Genomic DNA, 25,110 nt, shown 5'->3' on the forward strand with positions numbered 1-25,110 from the left:
TTATTGTTTTAAATTAGATAGTCTTAAAATGTCTCCAAAAACTCCTCGTGCAGTTACATTTGCTCCTGCTCCAGCACCTTGAATAACTATTGGTTGATCACCGTAGGATTGAGTAAATATTTCGAAAATTGCATCTGCGCCTTTAACTTGACCTAGTGCGCTATCTTCTGGTATAGAGACTAGTTTTACCTCTAAATTTCCTTTTTCTTGTTGTAAATCTCCAGACAAATCGCCTACATACCTTAGAACATGACCTGGTTGTTGAGCGTTTTTAATTTTGTTGAATATTGGATCTAAAACATCTAATTGATTTTTGAATTGATCTACAGTGATATCTCTATACTGTTCTGGTATTAAATTTTGAATGTTAACTTCTTCAAATTCGTTTTTTAAATCTAGCTCTCTTGCCAATATTAGTAATTTTCTGGCTACATCATTTCCAGAAAAATCTTCTCTAGGATCTGGCTCTGTAAACCCTTTATCAATAGTTTCTTTAACTACTGTGCTAAATGATACGTCTTTGGAAGAAAAGTTATTAAACAAATAACTTAATGTCCCAGAAAACACGCCTCTTATTCGGGTTATATTTTCTCCAGATTGATGTAAAAGTTTAATTGTATCTATTAATGGTAATCCTGCTCCAACTGTAGTTTCATACAAGTATTGCTTGTTGTTTGCTCTTAATAAATCTCTTAATTTATCGTAATACGATATAGAGACTGTATTTGCAATTTTATTTGATGATACTAAATCAAAACCAGCAGTTACTAGAGCTTCATAATTATTATAAAATGTATTACTTGCTGTATTATCTATTGCTATTAAATTTCCTAGATGATGTTGATTAGCATAACTTATAATATCGTTTACTGTAAAATTAGTATTGATTTTAGATAGTTTAGACTTCCAATCTAAAGTCACACCGTTTTTATTAAGCAATGCTTGTTTGGAATTTGCAATTGCAAAAATATTAAGTTTTATGCCTTTTCTTTTTTCAATTTCTTCTTTAGATGAAAGAATTTGATCTATTAATGTACCACCAACTAATCCATGACCAAAAATTGCTAAATTAACGGTTTTAGAAATGCCAAAGATTTCTCCATGAATTACATTTAATGCTTTATGTAATTGCGCTTTTTTAACCACCAAACTTACATTACTTCCTGTTACCGTATTATTAAATAATATAGGTGTAATTTGATTTCTTATTAATGCATTAAATGGTTTATTAAATGAAGATAATGGCAAACCAATTATTGATATGACAGCGACTTCTTTTTGCACGCTTATCTTACTTACATCTTGAGATTTTATATCAAATTCAAATTCTTTTTCTAATGCTATAACTGCTTGATTAGCTTTATTTGCATCTATTACAAGACCTATTCCGCGTTCTGAGGATCCTTGTGAAATTATACTAACACTAATATCAAAAACACTTAAAGCTTTAAATATTCTTGCATCTATACCAGCCTTACCTAATAATCCTCTTCCTTCTAAATTAATTAAAGCTACTTGATCCAAAACAGATAACGACGTTACTTGGTTTTTGCTTTGTTTTGCAGTTATTAATGTACCTGTATCTTTAGGATTAAATGTATTTAAAATTCTTAGGTTTATATTTTTTTCTATTAAAGGTATAATCGTTTTTGCATGTAAGATGTTTGCACCAAAATTTGCTAATTCATTAGCTTCGGCGTAAGACAATTCGGTTATTTTTTTAGCATCTTGAACAATATCTGGATTAGCAGTGTAAATACCATTAACATGCGTATAGTTTTGCAATTCTTCTGCATCTAAATAATTTGCTAATAACGATGCTGTATAATTACTACCATTACGTCCCAAAGTAGTAGTTTGATCTTTAAGATTTGTTCCTATAAAACCAGTAACAACATTCACCGTAGAACCATTATGCGTATTAAAATATTCTTGTACTTTTTGTTTTGATATATCATGAATAGGTAACGCGTTACCAAATTGATTGTTAGTTTTTATAAACAATCTTGCATCTGTTGGATTTGCATTTATTCCTTTATTTTTTAGTAATTCTGAAATTAATTTTACTGAAAGTAATTCTCCAAAAGCTAATACTTGATCCTTTATTTTAGGTGAATAATCTTCTAACATAGAAACACCTTCAAAAAGTGTATTTAGAGCATTAAATTCTTCATTAAAATCTATTTTAGATAACGGTTGAGTTTGATAAGCTTTAAATGCTTCCCAGTCTGATTTGTAATCTTGATTAGTTGCTGCTTTTTCTAAAATAGCTTCTAATTGGTCTGTAGAATTACCTCTAGCTGAGACTACAATAGCTATTTTTTGATGTTCTTTAATTTTATCTTCTATGATTTGTAGCGCTTCTTTTAAACCATTTTCATTGGATAAAGATTTGCCACCAAATTTTAATATTTTCATTTTTTGATTAACCAATTCTGGTTTAAATATGGGTTCTATAATTGTTTTAAGCTGATCAAATTCTATTAAAAAAGCATCATGACCGTGTACAGAATGTATCTCGTTATAAGTCACATTTGGATGTGTTGCTGCTAACTTTTTTTGCGTTTCTCTATTTTCTTCAGCAGTAAAAAAAAGATCAGAATCTACACCAATAATGGTAATATTAGATTCTATTTTATCTAATACCGTTATAGCGTCTTCTCTACCTTTGGTTACATCTATAGTTTTTAATAGTTGATTCATTAATTTATATGCAGATAACTGAAAACGTTCTTGGAGTTTTTTTCCATGATGCAACAACCAACTTTCTACATTAAAAATTTTTAAATCTTCATTTTTACTTCTTTTAAATCTAGCTTTAAAAGATTCTGGCGTTCTATAACACAACATCGCATGCATCCTTGCATCGTGAACTGGATTTGAAGAATTAGTTAACAGTTGTTCTTGGATTTGACAATTAGCAATTAGCCAATCTGTCGCTTTCCAATCTGATGCAATTACAATTAAATGTTCGCACAAATTAGGTTTTATTACTGCCATTTCCCAAGCAATTCCGCCACCTAAAGATCCGCCAACAAGTGCAAAAATAGATGTGATATTAAGCTGATTTAAACCTTGTAAAAATATTTTAGCAATATCTCTAGCAACAAAATCTTTATAATTTTCAATTAAGTTTTCAGGTTTATTATCATAGCCATTTCCTGGAATATTGAAGCTTATAACGGTATACTTTGTGGTATCTATAGTTTTTCCTTCGCCAACAATACTTTGCCACCATCCATCATGTCCAGACACATTAGAATTACCCGTTAAAGCATGATTAACTACTACTATTGGAGCTGTATGTAGCGTCTTTCCAAACACTTGATAAGACAAGGTTATATTTTGCTTTACAGAAGTAGAAGTTAAAAAATTTGATAATTCTATGTAGTTAAGATGTTTCATAAAATTTGACATAAAAAGCAAGCTTTGTGCTTTTAACACAAAGCCACTTTTTAATAAATAACTAAAATTAAAATGAATGCTATTAAGCTAAAACAGGCTTTTTAATGTGTTTAAAAGCAGCTTTTAAATCTGCTTTTAAATCTTCGATATTTTCTATTCCTACTGATAATCGAATTAAATCACTTGTAACTCCAGTTGCTTCTTGAGACGCTTGATCTAATTGTTGATGTGTTGTGCTTGCAGGATGAATTATAAGTGATTTTGTGTCTCCTATATTGGCAAGTAAAGAAAATAGTTTTGTTGTATCTGCTATTTTTTTAGCAGCTTCAAAACCGCCATCTACACCAAAGGTAACTATACCGCTTTGTCCTTTTGGCAAATATTTATTTGCTAAGTTTTTGTACTTACTGGTTTCTAAACCTGGATAGTTAACCCAATTAACTTCTGGTTGTTCTTGTAACCATTTAGCTAGTTGAAGTGCATTTTTACTATGTTTTTCGATTCTTAATTGTAACGTTTCTAAGCCTTGAATGATTTGAAATGCATTAAACGGACTTAAAGCACTACCATAATCTCGTAATCCTTCAATTCTTATTTTTGCTATAAATGCAGCTGCACCAATAGCTTCGCTGTACACTAAACCATGATAACCTGCTGAAGGTTCTGTAAATTCAGGAAATTTTCCATTTGTCCAATCAAATGTTCCTGCATCAATTATTACTCCGCCTAAAGAAGTTCCGTTTCCAGAAATATACTTTGTTAACGAGTGAATAACGATATTTGCGCCGTATTCAATTGGGTTTAATAAATAAGGTGTAGCAACAGTATTATCTACAATTAATGGCACTTTATGTGCTTTTGCTGCTTTTGAAATACTTTCTAAATCTAACACATCCAATTTTGGATTTCCTAAAGATTCGACAAAAATAGCTCTTGTATTTTCTTGTGTTGCTTTGCTAAAATTTTCTGGATCTGAAGCGTCTACAAATGTGGTAGTAATTCCGTGTCTTGGCAGTGTAACACTTAACAAATTGTACGTTCCGCCATACAAACTGCTAGACGCTACAATATGGTCTCCTGCTCTTAATAAAGTTAATAGTGTTGTTGCAATTGCAGATGTACCCGAAGCAGTTGCTACTGCTGCAATACCACCTTCTAAAGCAGCTAATCTTTGTTCTAAAATATCGGTTGTTGGATTATTTAATCTAGTGTAAATAAATCCTGGAACCGAAAGATTAAATCTTCCTGCTGCTTCATCTGCATTATCAAACACATAAGAAGTGGTTTGATAAATAGGAACTGCTCTTGTTCCTCCATGTTGACTAACGTCATGACCTGCGTGCAACGCTTGGGTTGCAAATTTTTGTGTACTCATTTTTCTAAGTTTTTGAGTTAATAAATGAATTAAACCAAAAGCCAAATAAGCCTCGTAAGAAGCGTACTTAATAGAAAAATGTTATAAGAAAAAATAGTAATTACAGATGGGTAATTACGTGTTGGTTATCTATCCGAGAATGCGAGAAATGATTCGCACTTTCAAGTAGAATTTAGCACCTTCTTAGTAAGTCTAAGGGTTGCTAAGGCTTCATTGGGTCTATTCCCTCTGCCTTTCTTGATAACATTTCAGTAAGTTATTGAACTTTGTGAGTACAAATATTCAATTAGAAAATTTAATTTTCCAAATTATTTTCAATAAAAATTATTTAAAAGTTATTTTTCAAATAGCATTTTGCTGTAAATATTTCTGTCTAATTACTTGATCTACAGGTACATTATTCACTTTGCTTTCTAACCAAGAAATAATGTCTAAATATAAAAATGCGCGACGTTCAAAAGGATGATTTTCATAAGTTTTCAACTTTTCTAGTAGAGATTTAAACGCTTTTTTTATGTCTTGCGGATATATATCTTGAAGTTTTCTAATAAATTTTATCATCTCTTTTTGTACTTCGTGTAACTCATTCATTTGTATTAAAAACTTATACGTTGTACGTAACAAAGTATCTAAATGATAATCTAATCCTGCCTCGTAATGCGCGACTAAATTTAATACTCTAGAGAAGCATAATAAGTCTTCTCTCATGGTTAAAGATTTATTAGAAATAATTTTATTTAGGTAAAAAATACATTGTTTATTATTACCTGATCCAAAGTGTAAACTTGCAAATTTATAATAGAATATCATGGTGTGATGCTCGTCTATTCTATCTTTGTAACGCTCTAAATCTTTATCTATTTGGTCAATAATTGCAACACCTTCTTTAAAACTTCCGTCAATAAAAAAACCATTAATTGTATTAATGTTATAGTACAAAAAGGATAATGCTTCTACGTTTTCGTCTTTAGGTAATTGATTAGTTTCTATAACGCTTTTTAGTTTTTGTAACGCTTCATCAAACTTATCTTTACTTTTTATGAAGAATAAAGATTCTAACAAATAATTATTTCCTTTTAAAAAAAATACAGGATTTAAAGTAATCATCGCTGGATTTTCATAAAATAAGTTTACCCATTTTAATGCGTATTTATAACAATTTTTAAAATCCTGTAATAAAAAACTGTACCACAAATAAGCATTATACAACCATAATTTTTCTCTAAATCCTAAATCTTTAATTTTGTATTTAGGCAATCTAGCTTTAAAATAAGTGGTGACTTCTTTGCTTTCGGCTTCACTTTTTACATAACCTGTTTTAAGAATTATACTGTAAAGTTGTAGCGATAAATTTGACAACTTACTAGCTATAACATTAAGTTCGCTAATAGCTTTGGCTTGAATTGTTAACTCGTCTGCACGACTACTAATACTTCGTGTTATGTATTGAGACTCGATTACTTTTTCTAATTCGACAATCTCATAAGCCAAGTTTTTTTCTTCGTTAACTAAAGCCATTTCTTTGGCTTTATCCAGAATTTTAAGACTTTGTTTATACAAGCCTTTATGGTACAAAATTGAAGCAAAATCTAACTGTTCTCTTATTTGAGATCTAATATTTTGATGTGATGGGTTTAATTTTAAACTAACTAATATTTGCTTATACAAATGCGCTTTTACATTAGCTAATTGCTGCTTTTTAATCTTTGTAGATTTTAAAATAGAAACCTCATCATACTGTTTTAATTTATCTAAAACAGTAAATAAATTTAAAAACTTAGAATCACTGTTTACTCCTAATCGACCAACATACAGTTTAAACTGACGCTTTTCGGACTTGGTTAAAGATTTAACTAGTGCAAATAAATTATCTTTTTGGTCTTTAGTCATCAACTAATAATTGATTTATAGTATTGATTTTCAGTGTTTTAAATTCGGTTTTTTAATCTGAACATCGTAGCGTATCAAATAGCTATTATGCATTGGTAATACCAAAGTATAAATTAGTAATTCAAAAGAAAAATAATTCCCTCTTAAAATGTCAAAAAACTCAATACAAATATTTGATACTACGCTTAGAGATGGAGAGCAAGTACCTGGTTGCAAACTTAATACAGAGCAAAAAGTTACCATAGCAGAACAACTTGATTATCTTGGCGTAAACGTAATAGAAGCTGGTTTTCCCGTCTCGAGTCCTGGAGATTTTAAATCGGTACAAGCTATCGCAAACATAGTTAAAAATGCAACTGTTTGTGGCTTGACAAGAGCTGTAGAAAATGATATTAAAGTTGCTGCAGAAGCTTTAAAAACTGCAAAAACACCAAGAATACACACAGGAATTGGCACTTCAGATTCTCATATAAAATTCAAATTTAAATCAAACAGAAATGCTATTATCGATCGTGCTTTTGAAGCGGTTAAGTATGCAAAATCCTTTGTTGAAGATGTCGAATTTTATGCCGAAGATGCTGGTCGTACCGACAACGACTATTTAGCACGAGTTTGCGAAGCTGCTATAAAAGCTGGCGCCACAGTATTAAATATTCCAGACACAACAGGCTATTGCTTACCTAGTGAATATGGCGCAAAAATAAAATACTTAAAAGAAAATGTAAAAGGCATCGAAAATGCCATACTTTCTTGTCATTGCCATAACGATTTAGGTCTAGCTACAGCAAACTCTATAGAAGGTGTTATTAATGGTGCGCGACAAATAGAATGTACTATTAATGGTATTGGCGAACGTGCTGGTAACACTGCTTTAGAAGAAGTTGTTATGGTTTTAAAACAACATCCATATCTTAATTTAGACACTTCAATCAATACAAAACACCTTTACGGCATCAGTCAATTGGTAAGTGAAAATATGGGTATTTACACGCAACCAAATAAAGCTATAGTTGGTGCAAATGCGTTTGCACATAGCTCTGGAATACATCAAGATGGTGTAATTAAAAATCGTGAAACTTACGAAATTATTGACCCTAAAGACGTTGGCGTAACCGAAAGCGCAATTGTTTTAACTGCTCGTAGCGGAAGAGCTGCTTTAGCATACCGAGCTAAAAATGTTGGTTATGAATTAACAAAACTTCAGTTAGACGACGTGTATGCAAACTTTTTAAGTTTTGCAGACAAGAAAAAAGAAATTAACGATAATGATATACACGAGATTATTGCAACTAGCAACGTATATCAACAAATTATAAGCGCTTAATACAGCGTAAATATTAAAGATAATGACTAAAAAAACATTATTTGATAAAGTTTGGGACGCACATGTGGTAGATGCAATAGAAAATGGTCCGCAAATTTTATATATAGATAAACATTTAATACATGAAGTTACAAGTCCGCAAGCTTTTAATGAGCTAAAGGCGCGTAACATTCCTATTTTTAGACCTAATCAAATTGTTGCAACAGCAGATCACAATACACCAACTGTTGACCAACATTTACCAGTTAAAGATGATTTATCAAGAAAGCAATTAAAACAACTTTCAGAAAATTGTAAAGCTAACGATATTACACTTTACGAATTAGGTCATAAATACAATGGTATTGTTCACGTTATGGCACCAGAACTTGGTATCACCCAACCAGGAATGACCATAGTTTGTGGCGATAGTCACACTTCAACTCATGGTGCATTTGGATCTATCGCTTTTGGTATTGGTACTAGCCAAGTTGCACAAGTTTTTGCTAGTCAATGCCTATTATTAACCAAACCAAAAAGCTTAAGAATTACCGTTAACGGAACACTAAAAAAAGGTGTTTTGCCTAAAGACGTTATTTTATACATTATCGCTCAAATAGGCACTAATGCTGGAACTGGTTACTTCTGCGAATATGCTGGTGATGTATTTGAAAACATGTCTATGGAAGGCAGAATGACTGTTTGTAATATGAGTATTGAAATGGGCGCACGTGGCGGAATGATTGCTCCAGACCAAACTACTTTTGACTATGTAAAAGACAGAGAATTTGCTCCAAAAGGAAAAGATTTTGAAGACAAAGTAGCCTATTGGAAAACTTTACCTACAGACGAAGGTGCTATTTTTGATAAAGAATACACTTTTGATGCTGCTGATATTGAACCCATGATTACCTACGGTACAAATCCAGGAATGGGAATAAAAATCACCGATAACATACCACAATTAAATGATGCGTCTTTTGAAAAATCTTTAAAATACATGGATTTTAAAAAAGGTGAAAGTCTGATAGATAAAACCATTAATTACGTATTTATTGGTAGTTGCACCAACTCAAGAATTGAAGATTTTAGGATTGCTGCACAATATGTAAAAGGTAAACAAAAAGCAGATAATGTAACAGCTTGGTTAGTGCCAGGAAGCAAACAGGTAGAATCTCAAATAATTGAAGAAGGCTTAAAAAGTATTTTTGAAGATGCTGGTTTTAAGTTGCGTCAACCTGGTTGTAGTGCTTGTTTAGCAATGAATGACGATAAAATTCCGGAAGGCGAATATTGCGTGTCGACTTCAAATAGAAATTTTGAAGGTAGACAAGGTCAAGGATCTCGTACTATTTTGGCTAGTCCATTAGTTGCAGCCGCAACAGCTATTGAAGGAAAAATTATTGATGTAACTGCAACCAATTTTGTTGCTGAAGAAATTTAAGTCATGGAAAAATTTACAACATTACAATCTACAGCTATTCCATTAGCGATAGAAAATATAGATACCGATCAAATTATACCTGCGCGTTTTTTAAAAGCTACAGATCGCAACGGTTTTGGCGAAAATGCGTTTAGAGATTGGCGTTTTAATAAAGATGGATCTGTTAATACAGATTTTACGTTAAACCGAAAAGAATACAGCGGAAGTATATTGGTTGCTGGTAATAATTTTGGTTGTGGCTCTAGTAGAGAGCATGCTGCTTGGGCTTTGACAGATTACGGTTTTAAAGTTGTGGTCTCTAGTTTTTTTGCAGATATTTTTAAAGGAAACGCACTTAACAATGGGTTATTACCTGTGCAAGTTAGTGACGATTTTTTAAAAGTACTTTTAAATGAAATTAAAGAGAATCCTAAAACCGAATTAATTGTAAATCTTGAAAACCAAACGATAAGCGTTGCCAACACTTCGTTTAAAGATCATTTTGAGATTGACCCTTATAAAAAAACATGCTTAATTAATGGTTATGATGATATTGACTATTTATTAAGCAAAAAAGAATTAATCACTCAGTTTGAAAACCAACGTAGCTAGTTAGCCTGCGTTAGCGATTGCAGTGGTATCCTTTTTACGTCAGTTTGAGTGATGCGACGATAGAAGCATTGTATCGAAAACAGAGTAAAAAGATTTAACGAAAAGCGCGACCCGATAGGGAAACGCCAATAAATTAATAATAACTAATAAAGCTAATTGCTTTAAAACATATACTATGAAATTAAATATTGCAGTGTTATCTGGTGATGGTATTGGACCAGAAGTTACGCATCAAGCTATAAAAGTACTTAAAGCTATCGCACAAGAGTTTGACCATAGCTTTAGATTTAAAGAAGCGCCTGTTGGTGCTATTGCGATTGACCAAACCGGCAATCCTTTACCTGACGATACCTTAGCGCTTTGCAAGTCTAGTGATGCTATTTTGTTTGGCGCTATTGGCGATCCAAAATACGACAATGATCCTTCGGCAAAGGTTAGACCTGAGCAAGGTTTACTTAAACTACGTAAAGAACTTGGTTTATTTGCCAACATCAGACCTGTTAAGGCTTACGAGACATTATTAGGCAAATCTCCTTTAAAAAAGAGTATTATTGAAGGTACAGATATTAGTATTTATCGTGAGTTGACTGGCGGTATTTATTTTGGTGAAAAACAATTAAGTGAAGATGGAAATGTAGCTTCAGATTTATGCGAATATTCTCGGGAAGAAATTGAACGTATTGCGCATTTAGCATTTAAAGCAGCACAAAGCCGAAAGAAAAAAGTGACTTTGGTAGACAAAGCGAATGTCTTAGAAACATCACGTTTATGGCGAAAAGTAGTTACTGAACTAGCTAAAGATTATCCTGATGTAGAATTAGACTTTTTATTTGTAGATAATGCTGCAATGCAAATGATTTTAAATCCAAAACAGTTTGATGTTATTTTAACCGAAAACTTATTTGGTGATGTAATTAGTGACGAAGCTAGCGTTATTGGTGGCAGCATTGGTTTATTAGCTAGCGCTTCTGTTGGAGACAAGCATGCTATGTTTGAACCAATACATGGATCTTATCCGCAAGCAACTGGTAAAGGTATTGCAAATCCTATTGCCTCTATTTTAAGCGCTGCTATGTTACTTGAACATTTTGGTCTTTACAAAGAAGCAAATGTTATTAAAGCTGGTGTAGAAAAATCGTTACAATTACATGTGACAACTCCAGATTTAAATGATAATTTTGATCATATCACAACGTCTAAAGTTGGAGATTTTATAGAAGATTTTATCCATAATCCTAAGGATAGTAATTTGAATTTTACTAATATTCATTTAGGACAATCAACAATTATATAATGTAAGTTTTGAGTTTTATTTTATAAATTCAGTTAGTGGAGAAGCACCTTTTTTATAAAGGTGTTTCTTTTTTTAATACGGAAATTTATTTTTAATCTGTTCCAAACATAAATTACCAATACTTCCAATGTGTGTATGTTCTTTTGACGTATCTGGATTGTAGGTTCCGTTTTGAACTTCACCTCCAATTTTTTGATAGGCTTCTCTAAAACTCATTCCGTTTTCAACTAATGTATTGATGTTGTCAACCGTAAATAAATATTGATATTTCTTGTCGTTTAAGTCAATAGATTTTACTTCTATTTGTTTAATAGAATAGTTAAAAATCTCCAAAATATCTTGCATATTCATAATGGCTGAAATCATATTTTCTTTCAGCAATTGATAATCTCTGTGATAACCACTTGGCAGATTGTTGGTAATCAAAACCATTTCATGATGTAAGGATTGAATTTTATTGCTCTTTCCTCTAATCAACTCGAAAACATCAGGGTTTTTTTTGTGAGGCATGATGCTACTTCCTGTAGTTAATTCATCCGGAAAACTTATGAAGCCAAAATTCTGACTCATATACAGGCAAATATCCATAGCAAATCGCGCCAATGTATTAGCTAAACTACCTAATGCTAATGCAATAGTACGTTCACTTTTTCCACGACTCATTTGTGCAGCAACAACGTTATATTTTAAAGTTGAAAACTCTAAAAGTTCTGTAGTTAATTGTCTGTCAATTGCGAATGAACTTCCATAGCCAGCTGCAGAACCAAGCGGATTTTGATCAATGGTTTTTAACGCTGCATCTAACAAATACATATCGTCAATTAAGACTTCTGCGTAAGCTGAAAACCATAACCCAAAAGATGATGGCATCGCAACTTGCAAATGCGTATAACCTGGTAATAGTGTTTTTTTATGTGTTTCAGCTAATTCTAAAAGCGTTTCAAAAAAGTCTTTTGTTTTAGATTTTATATTGCTTAATTCGGCTTTGTAAAATAGTTGCAATGCTACCAAAACCTGATCGTTTCTAGATCGTGCTGTATGGATTTTTTTACCAACGTCACCATAGGTTTTGGTGAGTTCAAATTCAATTTTTGAATGTACGTCTTCAAACTGATTGTCTATAGTAAACGTACCGTTTTCAATTTGTGATGCTAAATCCTGAAGTCCTTTTTCTAATTGCTTCAGTTCTTCGACAGTCAAAATACCAATCGATTGCAACATTTTAGCATGCGCTAATGAGGCTTGCACGTCGTATTTTGCAATGTGTAAATCGATTTCTCGATCGTTACCAACCGTAAACTGTTCTATTTTTTTGTCTATGCTTATGCCTTTATCCCAGAGTTTCATAATTTATTCTTGCGAAAGCAGGAATCTCTGCTTTCTTTTTAGTTTAATTTTCTTTTTTGGATTCCGCATCAAGTGCGGAATGACAGACCTCTTATAAAATAACGCGATTCAACAATTCTATATAAATCCTTATGCCTTCTTCAATTTCATTGATATAAATAAATTCGTCTGCACTATGCGATCGCGTACTGTCACCTGGTCCTAATTTTAATGATGGACAACTTAAGACCGCTTGATCTGATAAGGTTGGCGAACCGTAAGTATTTCTTCCAATTTCAATTCCAGCTTTTACCAAAGGATGATCCATTGGAATGGAAGACGAATTTAACTTTGTACTTCGTGGAATAATGCTATCGCAAGGCGCTTCTTGTTGTAAAATATCTACAATATCTTTATTGGAATATTTATCGTTTACACGAACATCAACTACCAAATCAACATTTGCAGGAACAGCATTGTGTTGCTTACCAGCGTTGATTTGCGTGACAGTCATTTTTACCTCACCTAGAGCTTTGGATGTTTTTGTAAACTCATAATTTTTGAACCATTCCAACACTGAAATTGTATTATAAATCGCATTATCATCGTTAGGATGAGCTGCATGACTTGGCGTACCTTTTACTACAGCATCAAACACCACTAAACCTTTTTCGGCAACTGCCAAATGCATCAAGGTTGGTTCACCTACAATCGCTACATCTACTTTTGGAATTACATTTAACATGCTATTTAAACCATTGTCACCACTGCTTTCTTCTTCCGCTGAAGCAACAATAACTAAATTGTATTTCAGATTTTTTTGCTCATAGAAATAAGCAAATGTTGCCAGCAAACTCACCAAACAACCACCAGCATCGTTACTTCCCAAACCGTACAATTTACCATCTTCAACAATTGCTTTAAACGGATCTTTAGTGTAGCCATTATTTGGTTTTACCGTATCGTGATGCGAATTTAATAGTAACGTTGGTTTAGTCACATCAAAATGTTTATTGATTGCCCAAACGTTATTCTTTGTGCGTTGATATGGTATGTTTTGAAGCTGAAACCATTGCTCAATATGTTGCGCAGTTTGGTCTTCTTCAGATGAAAACGAAGGTGTTTCTATCAGTTGTTTTAACAACGAAATAGCTTGTTCTGTTAGCGTTGATATCATTTTGAAATGGTTGTGTAGATTGATTTTTTATCGAAAAGCATTTCTGGTTTTCCAATACATACTTTTTGTACATTATGTTTGACAGCATATATGCAATTATTAATTTTTGGCAGCATACCTTCTGATATAATTTGATCGTCTATCAATTGCTGAACGTTTTCTGAAGTTATTGATTCAATCACTGAATGATCATCATTAACATCTTTTAAAACACCGTTTTTATCAAAGCAGTAATATAATTCTGTTTTGAAAATTTGAGATAATGCTATAGCTAATTCCGAAGCAATTGTATCTGCGTTAGTGTTTAATAGTTGTCCATTTTTATCATGTGTAATAGCGCAAAAAACAGGTGTTACGTCATTTTCCAAAAGTAATTCTAAAGTTGTTGTATTCACTTGTTTTACATCACCAACATAACCGTAATCGATATTTTTTACAGGTCTTTTGTTTGACACAATCGCATTGCCATCTGCACCAGAAAACCCGATTGCATTACAGTTAAACGCTTGTAATTGTGCGACTATATTTTTATTGATTTTGCCAGCGTAAACCATAGTTATAATATCTAAAGTTTCAGCGTCTGTGATGCGTCTACCATCAATCATTTTAACTTCTACTTGCATTTGATTCGCAAGTTTTGTTGCTAATTTTCCGCCACCATGAACTAATAATTTTAGTCCTTCAATCTTGGAAAACTCTTTTAAAAACGTTTGTAATGCATCTTCGTTATCGATGATGTTTCCGCCTATTTTTATGACTTTTAGTGTTTTCATCTTAAACCTTCTAAAATCTGCTTCAACACAATTTGAGCAGCATAAGTTCTATTGTTAGCCTGTTTTATCACTACTGAATTTTCGCTGTCCAAAACCGCATCTTCAACAACAACATTACGTCTTACAGGTAAGCAATGCATAAATTTAGCATTGCCTAACTTGTCTTTTGTCATCATCCAATTTTCATCTTGGTTTAACACTTTTCCGTAGTCGTTAAAACTGCTCCAGTTTTTCACATACACAAAATCGGCATCTTGTAAAGCCTCTTCTTGGTTGTAATTTATAGGTGTTTCTTTAGTGATATTTTTGTCCAACTCGTAACCTTCAGGATGAGTTATGGTAAAATCAACCTCTAAATTCTGCATCATTTCTACAAACGAATTTGCCACTGCTTGTGGTAGCGCTTTAGGATGTGGTGCCCAAGACAATACGACTTTTGGCTTTGATTTTTCTGCTAATTCGGTAATGGTAATCGCATCTGCCAACGCTTGTAACGGATGCGCTGTCGCACTTTCCATATTAACGATTGGCACTGTAGCGTACTTTTCAAAACTTTTTAAAATGTATTCGCTTTGGTCTTTAGCTTTATCGGTTAATGTAGGAAAGGCTCTAACCGCAATAATGTCTGCGTACTGCGAAATGACTTGCGCTGCTTCTTTAACGTGTTCTGATGTGTTAGCATTCATAACGGTTCCGTCTTCAAATTCTAACTGCCAAGCATCATTAAAGTTTAAAACCATCACATCCATTCCTAAATTCTTTGCTGCTTTTTCTGTACTTAATCTGGTACGTAAGCTGGCATTGAAAAACAACATGACCAAGGTTTTATGTTTTCCTAATTCTTGAAAATCATAAGGATTCATTTTTAATAAAATAGCTTCTTTTATAGTTTCGTTTAGGTTAGGAATGTCTTTTATTTCGGTGTATTTTTTCATAATAATAAGGTCTCGACTGCGCTCGACCTGACAGTAAAATGTCTCCTCGAGCGCAGTCGAGAGGTTTTTATGTATTTAACTCAATTTTCAATGCCTCGAAAAAGACATCAATGTGTTTTTTCTGAATGGTTAATGGTGGAAGAATTCTTAAAAGATTAGGGTTTTTGGCGCTTCCTGTAAACATGTGATGTTTGTGAATCAGTTGTTTCCTTAATTCTGAAACAGGAAAATCAAACTCTAATCCTAACATTAAACCGCGACCTTTTATACTTTTCAAGCTTGGTAATCCTTTAGCTTTTTCAATAAAATAAGCTGAGATTTCATTTGCATTTTTAAGCAGTTTTTCTTCCTCTAAAACTTCTAAAACCGAAAGTGAAGCTGCACAAGCCAAATGATTGCCGCCAAAGGTTGTTCCTAACAAACCAAAGCTAGGTTTGATGTTGGGATGAATTAAAATACCACCAATAGGAAAACCGTTACCCATTCCTTTTGCGATAGAAATAATATCTGGCTTAATATTGTGTTTTTGAAAAGCAAAAAAATCGCCTGTTCTACCAAAACCAGATTGCACTTCGTCTGCAATTAAAATCGTATTGTATTGTTTGCATAACACTTCTAAACCTTGATAAAATTCGGTAGTGCTTTCGTCCAATCCGCCAACACCTTGGATACACTCGATAATTACTGCGCAAGTTTGATTTGCTTTCAGAATGTTTTCAACTGAAATTAAATCACCTAACTCCACAAATTCTACCTCTTGTTGCGCATTTATTGGTGCCACAATTTTAGGATTATCAGTTGCTACAACTGCTGCAGATGTACGACCGTGAAACGAATTTTTAAAGGCTAACACTTTACTTTTTCTGTTATGAAATGATGCCAATTTCAAGGCATTTTCATTCGCTTCTGCGCCAGAATTACACAAGAATAATTGGTAATATTTGCAACCTGAAAGTGTCTCTAACTTATCAGCCAAAGTGACTTGCAACGGATTTTGAATCGCATTGCTATAAAAGCCCAATTTTGAAACTTGATTAGAAATTGCTGATACATATTTTGGATGCGAATGCCCAATAGAAATCACAGCATGTCCTCCATATAAGTCCAAATATTCGACATTATTTTCGTCATAAACATAGACGTCTTTTGCCTTTACAGGTGTAATATCAAAAAGTGGATAAACGTTAAACAAACTCATATTTGTTCCTTTTTAATGTTGTTAATTTTATTGAACGATGCGACCATACCTTGAATTAAAGACGAACTCAATCCTTTGTGTTCCATCTCATTTAAACCTTCAATGGTGCAACCTTTTGGTGTAGTGACAAGATCAATTTCTTCTTCTGGATGATTACCATTTGTGATTAGTAAATTAGCTGCGCCTTCGCAGGTATGCATCGCTAACTCTTGGGCTTCTTTTGAGTCAAATCCTAATTGAATTGCCGCTTGTGTCGTCGCTCTAATTAAACGCATCCAAAAGGCAATTCCGCTAGCACAAACTACTGTTGCGGCTTGCATTTGCGCTTCAGGAATTACTAACGAATGTCCCAAACGATTAAAAATAGCTTGCGCAATTTTAATCCGTTTTTCACCTTGTGTATTGCTACATAAACAGGTCATAGATTTACCAACTGCAATTGCTGTATTTGGCATAGCGCGAATGATAAACTGATCAGTCCCAATTTGTGCTTCAATTTTAGGAATGGCATAACCTGTAATGGTAGAAATCACCACATGTTTTTCGGTTAAGAAAGGTTTTATGTCGTTTAAAATCGATTCGAAATGTGCTGGCTGAACCGCAAAAATCAAAATATCTGATTGTTGTACAGCCAAAACGTTATCAGATGTAATCGTTACGTTTTTATAACCGTCAAATTCAGATATACTATCTACATTTCGTTTTGTTAAATACAGTGTCGTAATCGCATTATTGGTGATTAATCCTTTGGCTATCGATTTCCCTAAATTTCCTGTTCCTATGATTGCTATTTTCATTTGTTTAGTAATTAGTGTTTAGTTGGCAGTGTTTAGTACTCACTCATACTTTTTAAAAATAACTCGCCTTTAATTTTAAACCTGTTGTTTCTTCAAAACCAAACATTAAATTCATGTTTTGTACGGCTTGTCCTGACGCACCTTTTAGTAAATTATCAATGATGCTTGTGACCAATAATTTATCTTCGTATTTATGTAAATGAAGTATGCAATTATTGGTGTTGACCACTTGTTTTAAATGAATATCTTCATTTGAAATCAAAGTGAATTTTGCGTCTTTATAAAAGTCACTAAACAATTGTTTGGCATCTTCTAAACTACCACCAAATTTTGTGTAAAGCGTTGCGAAAATTCCTCTTGAAAAATCACCACGATTCGGCATAAAATTGATTTTTGAATTAAAGTTGTTTTGTAGTGACTTTACTGACTGATTAATTTCACCTAAATGCTGATGTGTAAAAGGTTTGTAATACGAAAAATTGTTATCACGCCAAGTAAAATGTGTAGTCGCAGACAATGATGTTCCTGCGCCTGTTGCGCCAGTAACAGCGTTTACATGAATATCTTCAAGTAATAATTTTGCATTCGCTAATGGCAATAATGCTAATTGAATAGCAGTTGCAAAACAACCAGGATTAGCAATATAATCCGCTTGTTTTATGTCCGATTTATTTAATTCAGGTAGACCGTAAACGAATGATTTTCCATTGAAAATCTTATCTTTTTCAAGTCTAAAATCGTTGCTTAAATCTATTATTTTTGTTTTGGTTGAAAACTCGTTTTCACTTAAGAATGCTTTTGAATTGCCATGACCTAAACACAAAAAGACAACATCAACTTTTGGATTGATTTTATTAGAAAATTCTAAATCTTCACTTATCAAATCTTGATGTACTTTACCAATAGTATTACCTTCATTGGATGTGCTGTACACAAAATCTATGTTTACTTCAGGATGATTGATTAAAAGTCTAATCAACTCACCTGCTGTGAAACCTGCGCCACCAATTATTCCTGCTTTAATCATAACTCTTGATTTACTTGTTGATAGATTTTGTTTTGATTACCAAAGATTTTAATGAATCCTTTAGCTTCTTCTGCAGTCCAACCTTTATTTTCTTCACCGTAACTTCCAAACTTCGCACTCATTAAATCATGTTTAGAAGAAATACCGTCTAATGTGAAATGGTACGGTTTTAAAGTCACTACAACATCACCAGAAACTTTATCTTGGCTACTTTCTAAAAAAGCTTCCATGTTTCGCATTACAGGATCTAAATATTGTCCTTCGTGCAAATGCATTCCATAGAAATTCGACAAATAATCTTTGTGCTGTAATTGCCATTTGGTTAACACATGTTTTTCTAATAAATGGTGTGCTTTTATGATGATTAAGGCAGCAGCAGCTTCAAAACCAACACGACCTTTTATCCCAACAATAGTATCGCCAACATGAATATCGCGTCCAATAGCATAGGCAGATGCTAACGTATTTAAGACTTCAATATTTACTTCTGGACTGTTTTCGATTCCGTTTACAGCGACAAATTCACCTTTTAAAAAAGTTAATGAAACTTTTTCAGGATCTGAATGTTTTAATTGTGAAGGATAGGCTTCACTTGGTAAAGGTTTGTCCGAAGTCAAGGTTTCTGATCCGCCAACACTTGTTCCCCAAAGTCCTTTGTTAACTGAGTATTTTGCTTTTTCCCAAGACATGTCAATACCATTTTCTTTTAGATAATCGATTTCTTCCTGTCTGGTTAATTTTTGATCTCTGATAGGTGTAATAATTTCGATTTCTGGTGCTAAAGTTTGAAAAATCATATCAAAACGCACTTGATCGTTTCCTGCACCAGTACTACCATGCGCAATATATTTAGCATCTATACTTTTAGCATATTTAATAATTTCAATCGCTTGGATAATTCGCTCTGCACTTACCGACAATGGATACGTATTATTTTTAAGGATATTGCCAAAAATTAAATACTTAATTACTTTATTATAGTAGGACGCAACTGCATCGATATTTTTGTAAGTAGCAACACCCATTTTATAGGCGTTTGCTTCTATTTTTTTAATTTCTTCTTTTGTAAATCCGCCTGTATTTACACTTACTGCATGCACATCATAACCTGCTTTTGATAGGCTAACTGCGCAATACGATGTATCTAATCCGCCACTATATGCGATGACTAATTTTTTACTCATTTTGATTTTCTTTTTTTAGAAATCTGGTTTGCTTAATGCTTTTTAATCGCGTCCAAACTTTTTTATCGAATTTATGATTGCTTGTTTTTTCCTCTTTTAAAGGATCGTATAACATACCTGTACATAAGCACATTTTTTGTTCTGTACGTTGTAAAACATCATAGTTTTTACAGGTTTGACAACCATTCCAAAAGGTTTGATCGTCTGTTAATTCTGAAAACGTCACAGGTTTATAACCTAATTCGCTATTCATTTTCATCACAGCTAAACCTGTTGTGATACTAAATACTTTTGCGTTTGGGAATTTGGTACGTGAATGTTCAAAAATTTTCTTTTTGATTTGTTTAGCTAATCCTATATTTCTGAAATCTGGATGGACAATTAGTCCAGAATTTGCTACAAATTTTCCGTGACTCCATTGTTCTATATAGCAAAAACCAGCAAATTTTTCGCCATCTAATGCGATAACAGCATTACCATTTTCCATTTTGGTAATGATGTATTCTGGTTTTCGTTTTGCGATACCTGTACCTCTCACTTTTGCAGCTTCGGCAATGGTATCGCAAATAATTTCTGCATAAACGCTATGCGATTTGTTAGCAATAACAATTTCCATAATACAGACCGTGATTACGGTTATATTTATTAATAATTCTAGTTTTTTGTTTTTTTGAGATTCCTTTTATCAGGAATTATTTTTTTGAAAGAGGAACTGGACACACCTAAAGTTCCGAAAAATTAGACATACCCTTACGGGCGACGAGGAAAACGTCGACGTACTAAAACGTGGTTATTAAGAATAATAACTTGATGTTTTAAAAATGATATTTGTATAGGGTTGTTCAATGTGGTAAAAAATAAAAATGTGTAACTAACTTGCTTGGTTTTGAGCATTAGCGACGTCGCTCACGAAGTGTTGAGCGTGTGGGTTGGATTTCCCTATTTTTATTTTTTGTTAAATTCATAGTGCTAAACTATAAATAAAACAAATACACTGGTTTAAAAATTTCTTATTTTAAATAATTTTTATGATTTTAATAAAAAACTGACTTCTAATTGATTATAACACAAAAAAAAGGAACACTATTTAAGCATTCCTTTTTAACCAAATTTACTATTTGAGAAGATTACAATTCTCTTACCCAAATATTTTTAAAGCTTACACCACTTTTATCACCGTGATCTTGAAGCTTTATAGGACCTTTACCATGTGGATTATTTTTTGGCCATCCTATATATTCTGTTGTTCCTTCTAATACATAATGATCTTGTACTAAAACACCATTATGTAATACTGTTATTGTTCCTGATTGAGTTTTGTTACCTTCTGCATCAAATTTTGGTGCGTGATAAATGATATCGTAAGTATTCCATTCTCCTGTTGGAGATGATGCTTTTGCTAACGGAATTGATTGCTTATAAATAGATGCTACTTGCCCATTTACATATGTATCGTTATCGTTATTATCTAACACTTGTACTTCATATCTATTTTGAAGAAATACACCGCTATTACTCTTACTTTGATTAGAACCTGTACTAACTGTAGAAGATTTCCACTCTATATGTAATTGTACGTCTCCAAAATTTTGTTTGGTTTGTATGTCTCCTGTTTTATCTTTTACAGTCATACTTCCATCTTTATTTAAATCCCACTTTACATTAGTAGAATCTACACTTGATATCCAATGGTCAAAGTTTGTACCGTCAAATAATACGATTGCGTCTGAAGGAATTCCTGTGTCTAAACTTACTGTTACTGTTTTAGGTTTAGGTTCCCAAATTTCGGTTTCCTCAGGTTTTGTTGGTTCTTTTTTTTGCGTTTCTGTAACAACTTCTACCTTTTCTTCATCTACAACTACCTCTTTTTTCTCTTGATTACAAGCAGAAACCAAAGTTGCTATAGTTATGATTGTGATTATTTTTTTCATTTTAATAATTTTAAATACCTAAAATATTTTTTAATTGTTGTTGGTCTGTTTTATTTCCGCCAGCAAAGTCATCAAACCTTTTGTTTGTAACTTCTATAATATGGTTTTTAATAAAATCTACTCCTTCTTTAGCGCCTTGTTCTGGACTTTTAATAACGCATTCCCATTCTAAAACTGCCCATACATCGCAACCATATTCGGTTAATTTAGAAAACACTTTTTTAAAGTCTACTTGTCCATCACCAGGAGATCTGTAACGTCCTGCACGATCTTTCCAATCGTTATAACCACCAAACACTCCTTTTTTTCCTGTTGGATTAAACTCTGAATCTTTTACATGAAATGCTTTTATAAATTCATGATAATGATCAATATACTTTATATAATCTAATTGTTGTAAAACAAAATGAGATGGATCGTATAATATATTAACTGCTTTATGGTTTCCTGTAGCTTCAAGAAATCGCTCGAAAGTATCGCCATCATGAATATCTTCTACTGGATGCACTTCATAACAAACTGCTACATCATTATCTTGAAATGTGTTTAAAATTGGTTTCCATCGATCTGCTAATTCTTTAAAACCTAATTCTACCAAACCTTTTGGTTGTTGAGGCCAAGGATGCATTGCAGGCCAAAGTAAAGATCCAGAAAATGTAGCATGCGCCTTTAGCCCTAAATTAGAACTAGTTTTTGCTGCTTTGTGCATTTGATCTACTGCCCAAGCTGTACGCTCTTTGTACTTTCCTTTTAAATGATCTGGAGCAAATACATCAAACATTATATCATGCGCAGGATGTACTGCCACTAACTGACCTTGAATATGCGTTGAAAGTTCAGTAATCTCTAGTCCGTAACTATTTATTTTACCTTTAAACTCGTCGCAATAGGTTTTACTATCTGCAGCAATATCTAAATCTATTATTGATTTGTCTAAGGTTGGTATTTGTATTCCTTTATAACCTAAATCTGAAGCCCATTTACATAATCCGTCTAAAGAATTAAACGGAGCTTTATCGTCCATGAATTGGGCTAAAAATATTGCTGGTCCTTTTATTGTTTTCATTAATCTAAATTTTCAATATTCACCCAAACATTTCCATTTTGATGAGATTCTACAGCTTTTTCGATAAAGTTCATTCCTCTTGTACCATCTATTATAGTTGGGAATTCACCATGATTATATGGTTCTTTATTAATTGCTTTTGCTACACCTTTATAGATATTTCCCATAGAATCAAATATACCTTCAGGATGACCTGGCGGTAATTTTGTACCATCTAAGGATAAATCTGAATTGTAAGAATGACCTGGTTTTAACACTCTAAGTGGTTTACCATCTTCCATCAGGTATAAATAATTTGGGTTTTCTTGCTCCCATTTTAAACCTGCTTTATCACCGTAAACTTTTACGATAAAACTATTTTCTTCTCCTGTTGCTATTTGACTGGTACATATAACACCTTTTACGTTATTAGAACAACGTAGTAAAACTGTCCCATCTATATCCATTTTGTTATCTTGGTATAGATAGTTTAAGTCTGCAAGAATAGATTCTATTTTTAATCCAGAAACATATTCTAACATATCAAAAGCATGTGTACCAATATCTCCAACACAACAGCTTATTCCTGATTTTTCAGGGTTTAATCGCCAAGTTGCACTACGCTTTTCTTTATCATGAATTATTGGATTAATCCATCCTTGATAATATTGCGCATCTATTTTTTGAATCTTTCCTAACTCGCCATTTAGAATCATTTCTCTCATTTGACGAATCATTGGATAACCTGTATACGTGTAAGTTACTGCAAATACAGTTTTAGATTTTTTTAATGTTGCGTTTAATAATTTTGCTTCTTCGTATGTTGTTGTCATTGGTTTTTCACAAATGACATTAAACCCATTTTCTAAGAGTTTATTAGCCATAGGAAAATGCAAAAAATTAGGTGTTAAAATAGATACAACTTGCATTCTTTGTGATTCAGGAAGTTTTAATTCTTCCTCAACAAGCGTATCAAAATCTTTATAAATTCTATCTGTTGGCAATCCTATTTGTTTGGCAAAGCCAATATTATCTTCCCAATTAGGGTTAAATACGCCACCAACAATTTGATATTTATCGTACATTGCTGAAGCAACGCGATGTAAAACACCTATTAAAGAGTCGCCTCCACCACCAAGAATTCCTAATCTAATTTTATTACTCATTTATATATTATTCTGAATATTCTACTTTTTCATTTTTAAATAAAATTGCAAAAAGGATAAATACACCTAATGCAAATAACGCCGGAAATTCCCAAATTTCTAACCAACTGTGATTTCCTTCTGCAAGTACATTTTTATCTACTACTTGTCCTGCAACCCAAAAACCAACTAACATTCCAACACCGTAAGTTGCTAGAGTTATTAAACCTTGTGCTGCACTTTTTGCTTTATCTCCAGCTTTAGAATCTGTATAGATCTGACCAGATACAAAAAAGAAATCGTAACAAATACCGTGTAACGCAATACCAATAACTAGCATAAAGAATAAATCTCCAGCATCACCAAAAGCGAATAAAGTATAACGTATTGCCCAAGCTAGCATTCCAAATAAAATTGTCTTTTTAAAACCATATTTTTTAAAGAAAAATGGTAATAACAACATAAATGCTACTTCCGAAACTTGTCCTAAAGATGCCCAAGCTGTTGAATTTTCAACTTTATATTCTGTTAAAAAAGGACTGATATTTTGATAGTAAAATGCTAGTGGTATACATATCAAAACAGATGCTATAAAAAATACTAAGAAGTTTTTATCTTTTAATAGTTTTAATGCGTCTAAGCCTAAAATATCACTGATAGTAACTTTTTCGTCTTTAGAGATTTTTGGTGGTGTTTTAGGTAAAAAGAAACTAAAAACACCTAAGATTACAGATGCTATTGCCACCATTGTAAAGGTGTTTGACAACATACCGTTACCTATGTTTTCTATAGAATCCCATTTAAAAACAAAACTTATAACTAATCCAGCTATAATCCAACCTATTGTTCCCCAAACTCGTATTTTAGGAAATTGGGCTGCAGGATCGTTCATTTGATTAAATGATACTGAATTTACTAATGCAAGTGTTGGCATATACGCGATCATATATCCTAAGACGTAAGGATAAAATGTAGAAAACTCTGTAGATTGAGACATTTGATACATTAAAAATGCACCTATTAAATGTAAAACACCAAGTATTTTTTCTGCATTAAAAAAACGATCGGCAATCAACCCTATTATGAAAGGAGCAATAATTGCGCCCCAAGATTGAGTTGAAAACGCCATACCGGATTCTGCACCAGTTGCTCCTAAATTATTACTTAAAAAAGATCCAAGTGTAACAAACCATCCGCCCCAAATAAAAAACTCTAGGAACATCATAAAAGACAGTTGTGCTTTTGTAATTGATTTCATTTAATATCTGTT

Annotated in this window: 20 protein-coding genes and 1 riboswitch; of the genes, 4 read left to right on the forward strand and 16 right to left on the reverse strand. The window is 32.7% G+C overall.

Translation table 11 applies throughout. The annotated features are described in order from the left end of the window. The 3 genes from thrA to IFB02_RS03130 form a co-directional block, all read right to left on the reverse strand. On the reverse strand, window positions 1-3,405 hold the full coding sequence (gene thrA, locus IFB02_RS03120) for a bifunctional aspartate kinase/homoserine dehydrogenase I (protein ID WP_191073039.1): 3,405 nt from the start codon (window positions 3,403-3,405) through the stop codon (window positions 1-3). Between the two features lie 82 nt (window positions 3,406-3,487). Then, window positions 3,488-4,780 carry an O-acetylhomoserine aminocarboxypropyltransferase/cysteine synthase family protein gene (locus IFB02_RS03125; protein WP_106686967.1) on the reverse strand — a complete coding sequence of 431 codons (1,293 nt, stop codon included), beginning with the start codon at window positions 4,778-4,780 and terminating at the stop codon, window positions 3,488-3,490. A 122-nt stretch (window positions 4,781-4,902) separates the two neighbouring features. Continuing rightward, window positions 4,903-5,027, reverse strand: a riboswitch (SAM riboswitch). A gap of 95 nt (window positions 5,028-5,122) precedes the next feature. Continuing rightward, the gene (locus IFB02_RS03130; RefSeq protein WP_106686966.1) at window positions 5,123-6,670 is read right to left on the reverse strand and encodes a hypothetical protein; all 1,548 of its coding nucleotides are present in this window, start codon (window positions 6,668-6,670) and stop codon (window positions 5,123-5,125) included. A gap of 148 nt (window positions 6,671-6,818) precedes the next feature. On the opposite strand from IFB02_RS03130, the gene IFB02_RS03135 reads away from it, so the two are divergent. The 4 genes from IFB02_RS03135 to leuB all read left to right on the forward strand — a co-directional run bounded on the left by IFB02_RS03135 (window position 6,819) and on the right by leuB (window position 11,302). Next, complete coding sequence (locus IFB02_RS03135) at window positions 6,819-7,994, forward strand: 2-isopropylmalate synthase (RefSeq protein WP_106686965.1); 1,176 nt, start codon at window positions 6,819-6,821, stop codon at window positions 7,992-7,994. A 22-nt stretch (window positions 7,995-8,016) separates the two neighbouring features. Then, window positions 8,017-9,417: a 3-isopropylmalate dehydratase large subunit gene (leuC, locus tag IFB02_RS03140; RefSeq protein WP_106686964.1), complete on the forward strand. Its 1,401-nt coding sequence runs from the start codon at window positions 8,017-8,019 to the stop codon at window positions 9,415-9,417. Between the two features lie 3 nt (window positions 9,418-9,420). After that, window positions 9,421-10,008: a 3-isopropylmalate dehydratase small subunit gene (gene leuD, locus IFB02_RS03145; protein ID WP_106686963.1), complete on the forward strand. Its 588-nt coding sequence runs from the start codon at window positions 9,421-9,423 to the stop codon at window positions 10,006-10,008. A gap of 175 nt (window positions 10,009-10,183) precedes the next feature. Further along, complete coding sequence (gene leuB / locus IFB02_RS03150) at window positions 10,184-11,302, forward strand: 3-isopropylmalate dehydrogenase (RefSeq protein WP_106686962.1); 1,119 nt, start codon at window positions 10,184-10,186, stop codon at window positions 11,300-11,302. 72 nt (window positions 11,303-11,374) lie between these two features. Here leuB and argH read toward each other — a convergent pair whose 3' ends face one another. From argH to IFB02_RS03215, 13 genes are all read right to left on the reverse strand, one after another. Then, window positions 11,375-12,649, reverse strand: coding sequence for an argininosuccinate lyase (gene argH, locus IFB02_RS03155; protein ID WP_106686961.1), 1,275 nt, complete (start codon window positions 12,647-12,649; stop codon window positions 11,375-11,377). Window positions 12,650-12,740: 91 nt separating this feature from the next. Then, entirely contained in the window at window positions 12,741-13,805 is a 1,065-nt protein-coding gene (locus IFB02_RS03160) for a M20 family metallo-hydrolase (RefSeq protein ID WP_191073040.1), read from the reverse strand. Further along, the gene (argB, locus tag IFB02_RS03165) at window positions 13,802-14,578 is read right to left on the reverse strand and encodes an acetylglutamate kinase (RefSeq protein ID WP_191073041.1); all 777 of its coding nucleotides are present in this window, start codon (window positions 14,576-14,578) and stop codon (window positions 13,802-13,804) included. Before argB ends, IFB02_RS03160 begins: the two co-directional genes overlap by 4 nt. Further along, a complete protein-coding gene (locus IFB02_RS03170; RefSeq protein ID WP_191073042.1) occupies window positions 14,575-15,513 on the reverse strand; it encodes an N-acetylornithine carbamoyltransferase in 939 nt (312 codons plus the stop codon). The genes argB and IFB02_RS03170 overlap by 4 nt, the downstream gene beginning before the upstream one ends. 67 nt (window positions 15,514-15,580) lie before the next feature. After that, entirely contained in the window at window positions 15,581-16,711 is a 1,131-nt protein-coding gene (locus IFB02_RS03175; RefSeq protein WP_191073043.1) for an aspartate aminotransferase family protein, read from the reverse strand. Beyond that, on the reverse strand, window positions 16,708-17,508 hold the full coding sequence (proC, locus tag IFB02_RS03180; protein ID WP_191073044.1) for a pyrroline-5-carboxylate reductase: 801 nt from the start codon (window positions 17,506-17,508) through the stop codon (window positions 16,708-16,710). The genes IFB02_RS03175 and proC overlap by 4 nt, the downstream gene beginning before the upstream one ends. Before the next feature lie 52 nt (window positions 17,509-17,560). Further along, complete coding sequence (argC, locus tag IFB02_RS03185; RefSeq protein WP_191073045.1) at window positions 17,561-18,535, reverse strand: N-acetyl-gamma-glutamyl-phosphate reductase; 975 nt, start codon at window positions 18,533-18,535, stop codon at window positions 17,561-17,563. Continuing rightward, window positions 18,532-19,719, reverse strand: a complete 1,188-nt coding sequence (locus IFB02_RS03190; RefSeq protein ID WP_106686955.1) for an argininosuccinate synthase — start codon at window positions 19,717-19,719, stop codon at window positions 18,532-18,534. The genes argC and IFB02_RS03190 overlap by 4 nt, the downstream gene beginning before the upstream one ends. Beyond that, window positions 19,712-20,335, reverse strand: coding sequence for a GNAT family N-acetyltransferase (locus IFB02_RS03195; protein ID WP_106686954.1), 624 nt, complete (start codon window positions 20,333-20,335; stop codon window positions 19,712-19,714). The genes IFB02_RS03190 and IFB02_RS03195 overlap by 8 nt, the downstream gene beginning before the upstream one ends. A gap of 511 nt (window positions 20,336-20,846) precedes the next feature. Continuing rightward, complete coding sequence (locus IFB02_RS03200; protein ID WP_106686953.1) at window positions 20,847-21,650, reverse strand: 3-keto-disaccharide hydrolase; 804 nt, start codon at window positions 21,648-21,650, stop codon at window positions 20,847-20,849. 10 nt (window positions 21,651-21,660) lie between these two features. After that, window positions 21,661-22,716: a sugar phosphate isomerase/epimerase family protein gene (locus IFB02_RS03205; RefSeq protein WP_106686952.1), complete on the reverse strand. Its 1,056-nt coding sequence runs from the start codon at window positions 22,714-22,716 to the stop codon at window positions 21,661-21,663. After that, window positions 22,716-23,861, reverse strand: coding sequence for a Gfo/Idh/MocA family protein (locus IFB02_RS03210; protein WP_106686951.1), 1,146 nt, complete (start codon window positions 23,859-23,861; stop codon window positions 22,716-22,718). Before IFB02_RS03210 ends, IFB02_RS03205 begins: the two co-directional genes overlap by 1 nt. 7 nt (window positions 23,862-23,868) lie before the next feature. Next, window positions 23,869-25,098, reverse strand: a complete 1,230-nt coding sequence (locus tag IFB02_RS03215; RefSeq protein WP_106686950.1) for a nucleoside permease — start codon at window positions 25,096-25,098, stop codon at window positions 23,869-23,871. Window positions 25,099-25,110: the final 12 nt, after the last annotated feature.

Source organism: Mesoflavibacter profundi (genome assembly GCF_014764305.1).
Lineage (GTDB): Bacteria > Bacteroidota > Bacteroidia > Flavobacteriales > Flavobacteriaceae > Mesoflavibacter > Mesoflavibacter profundi.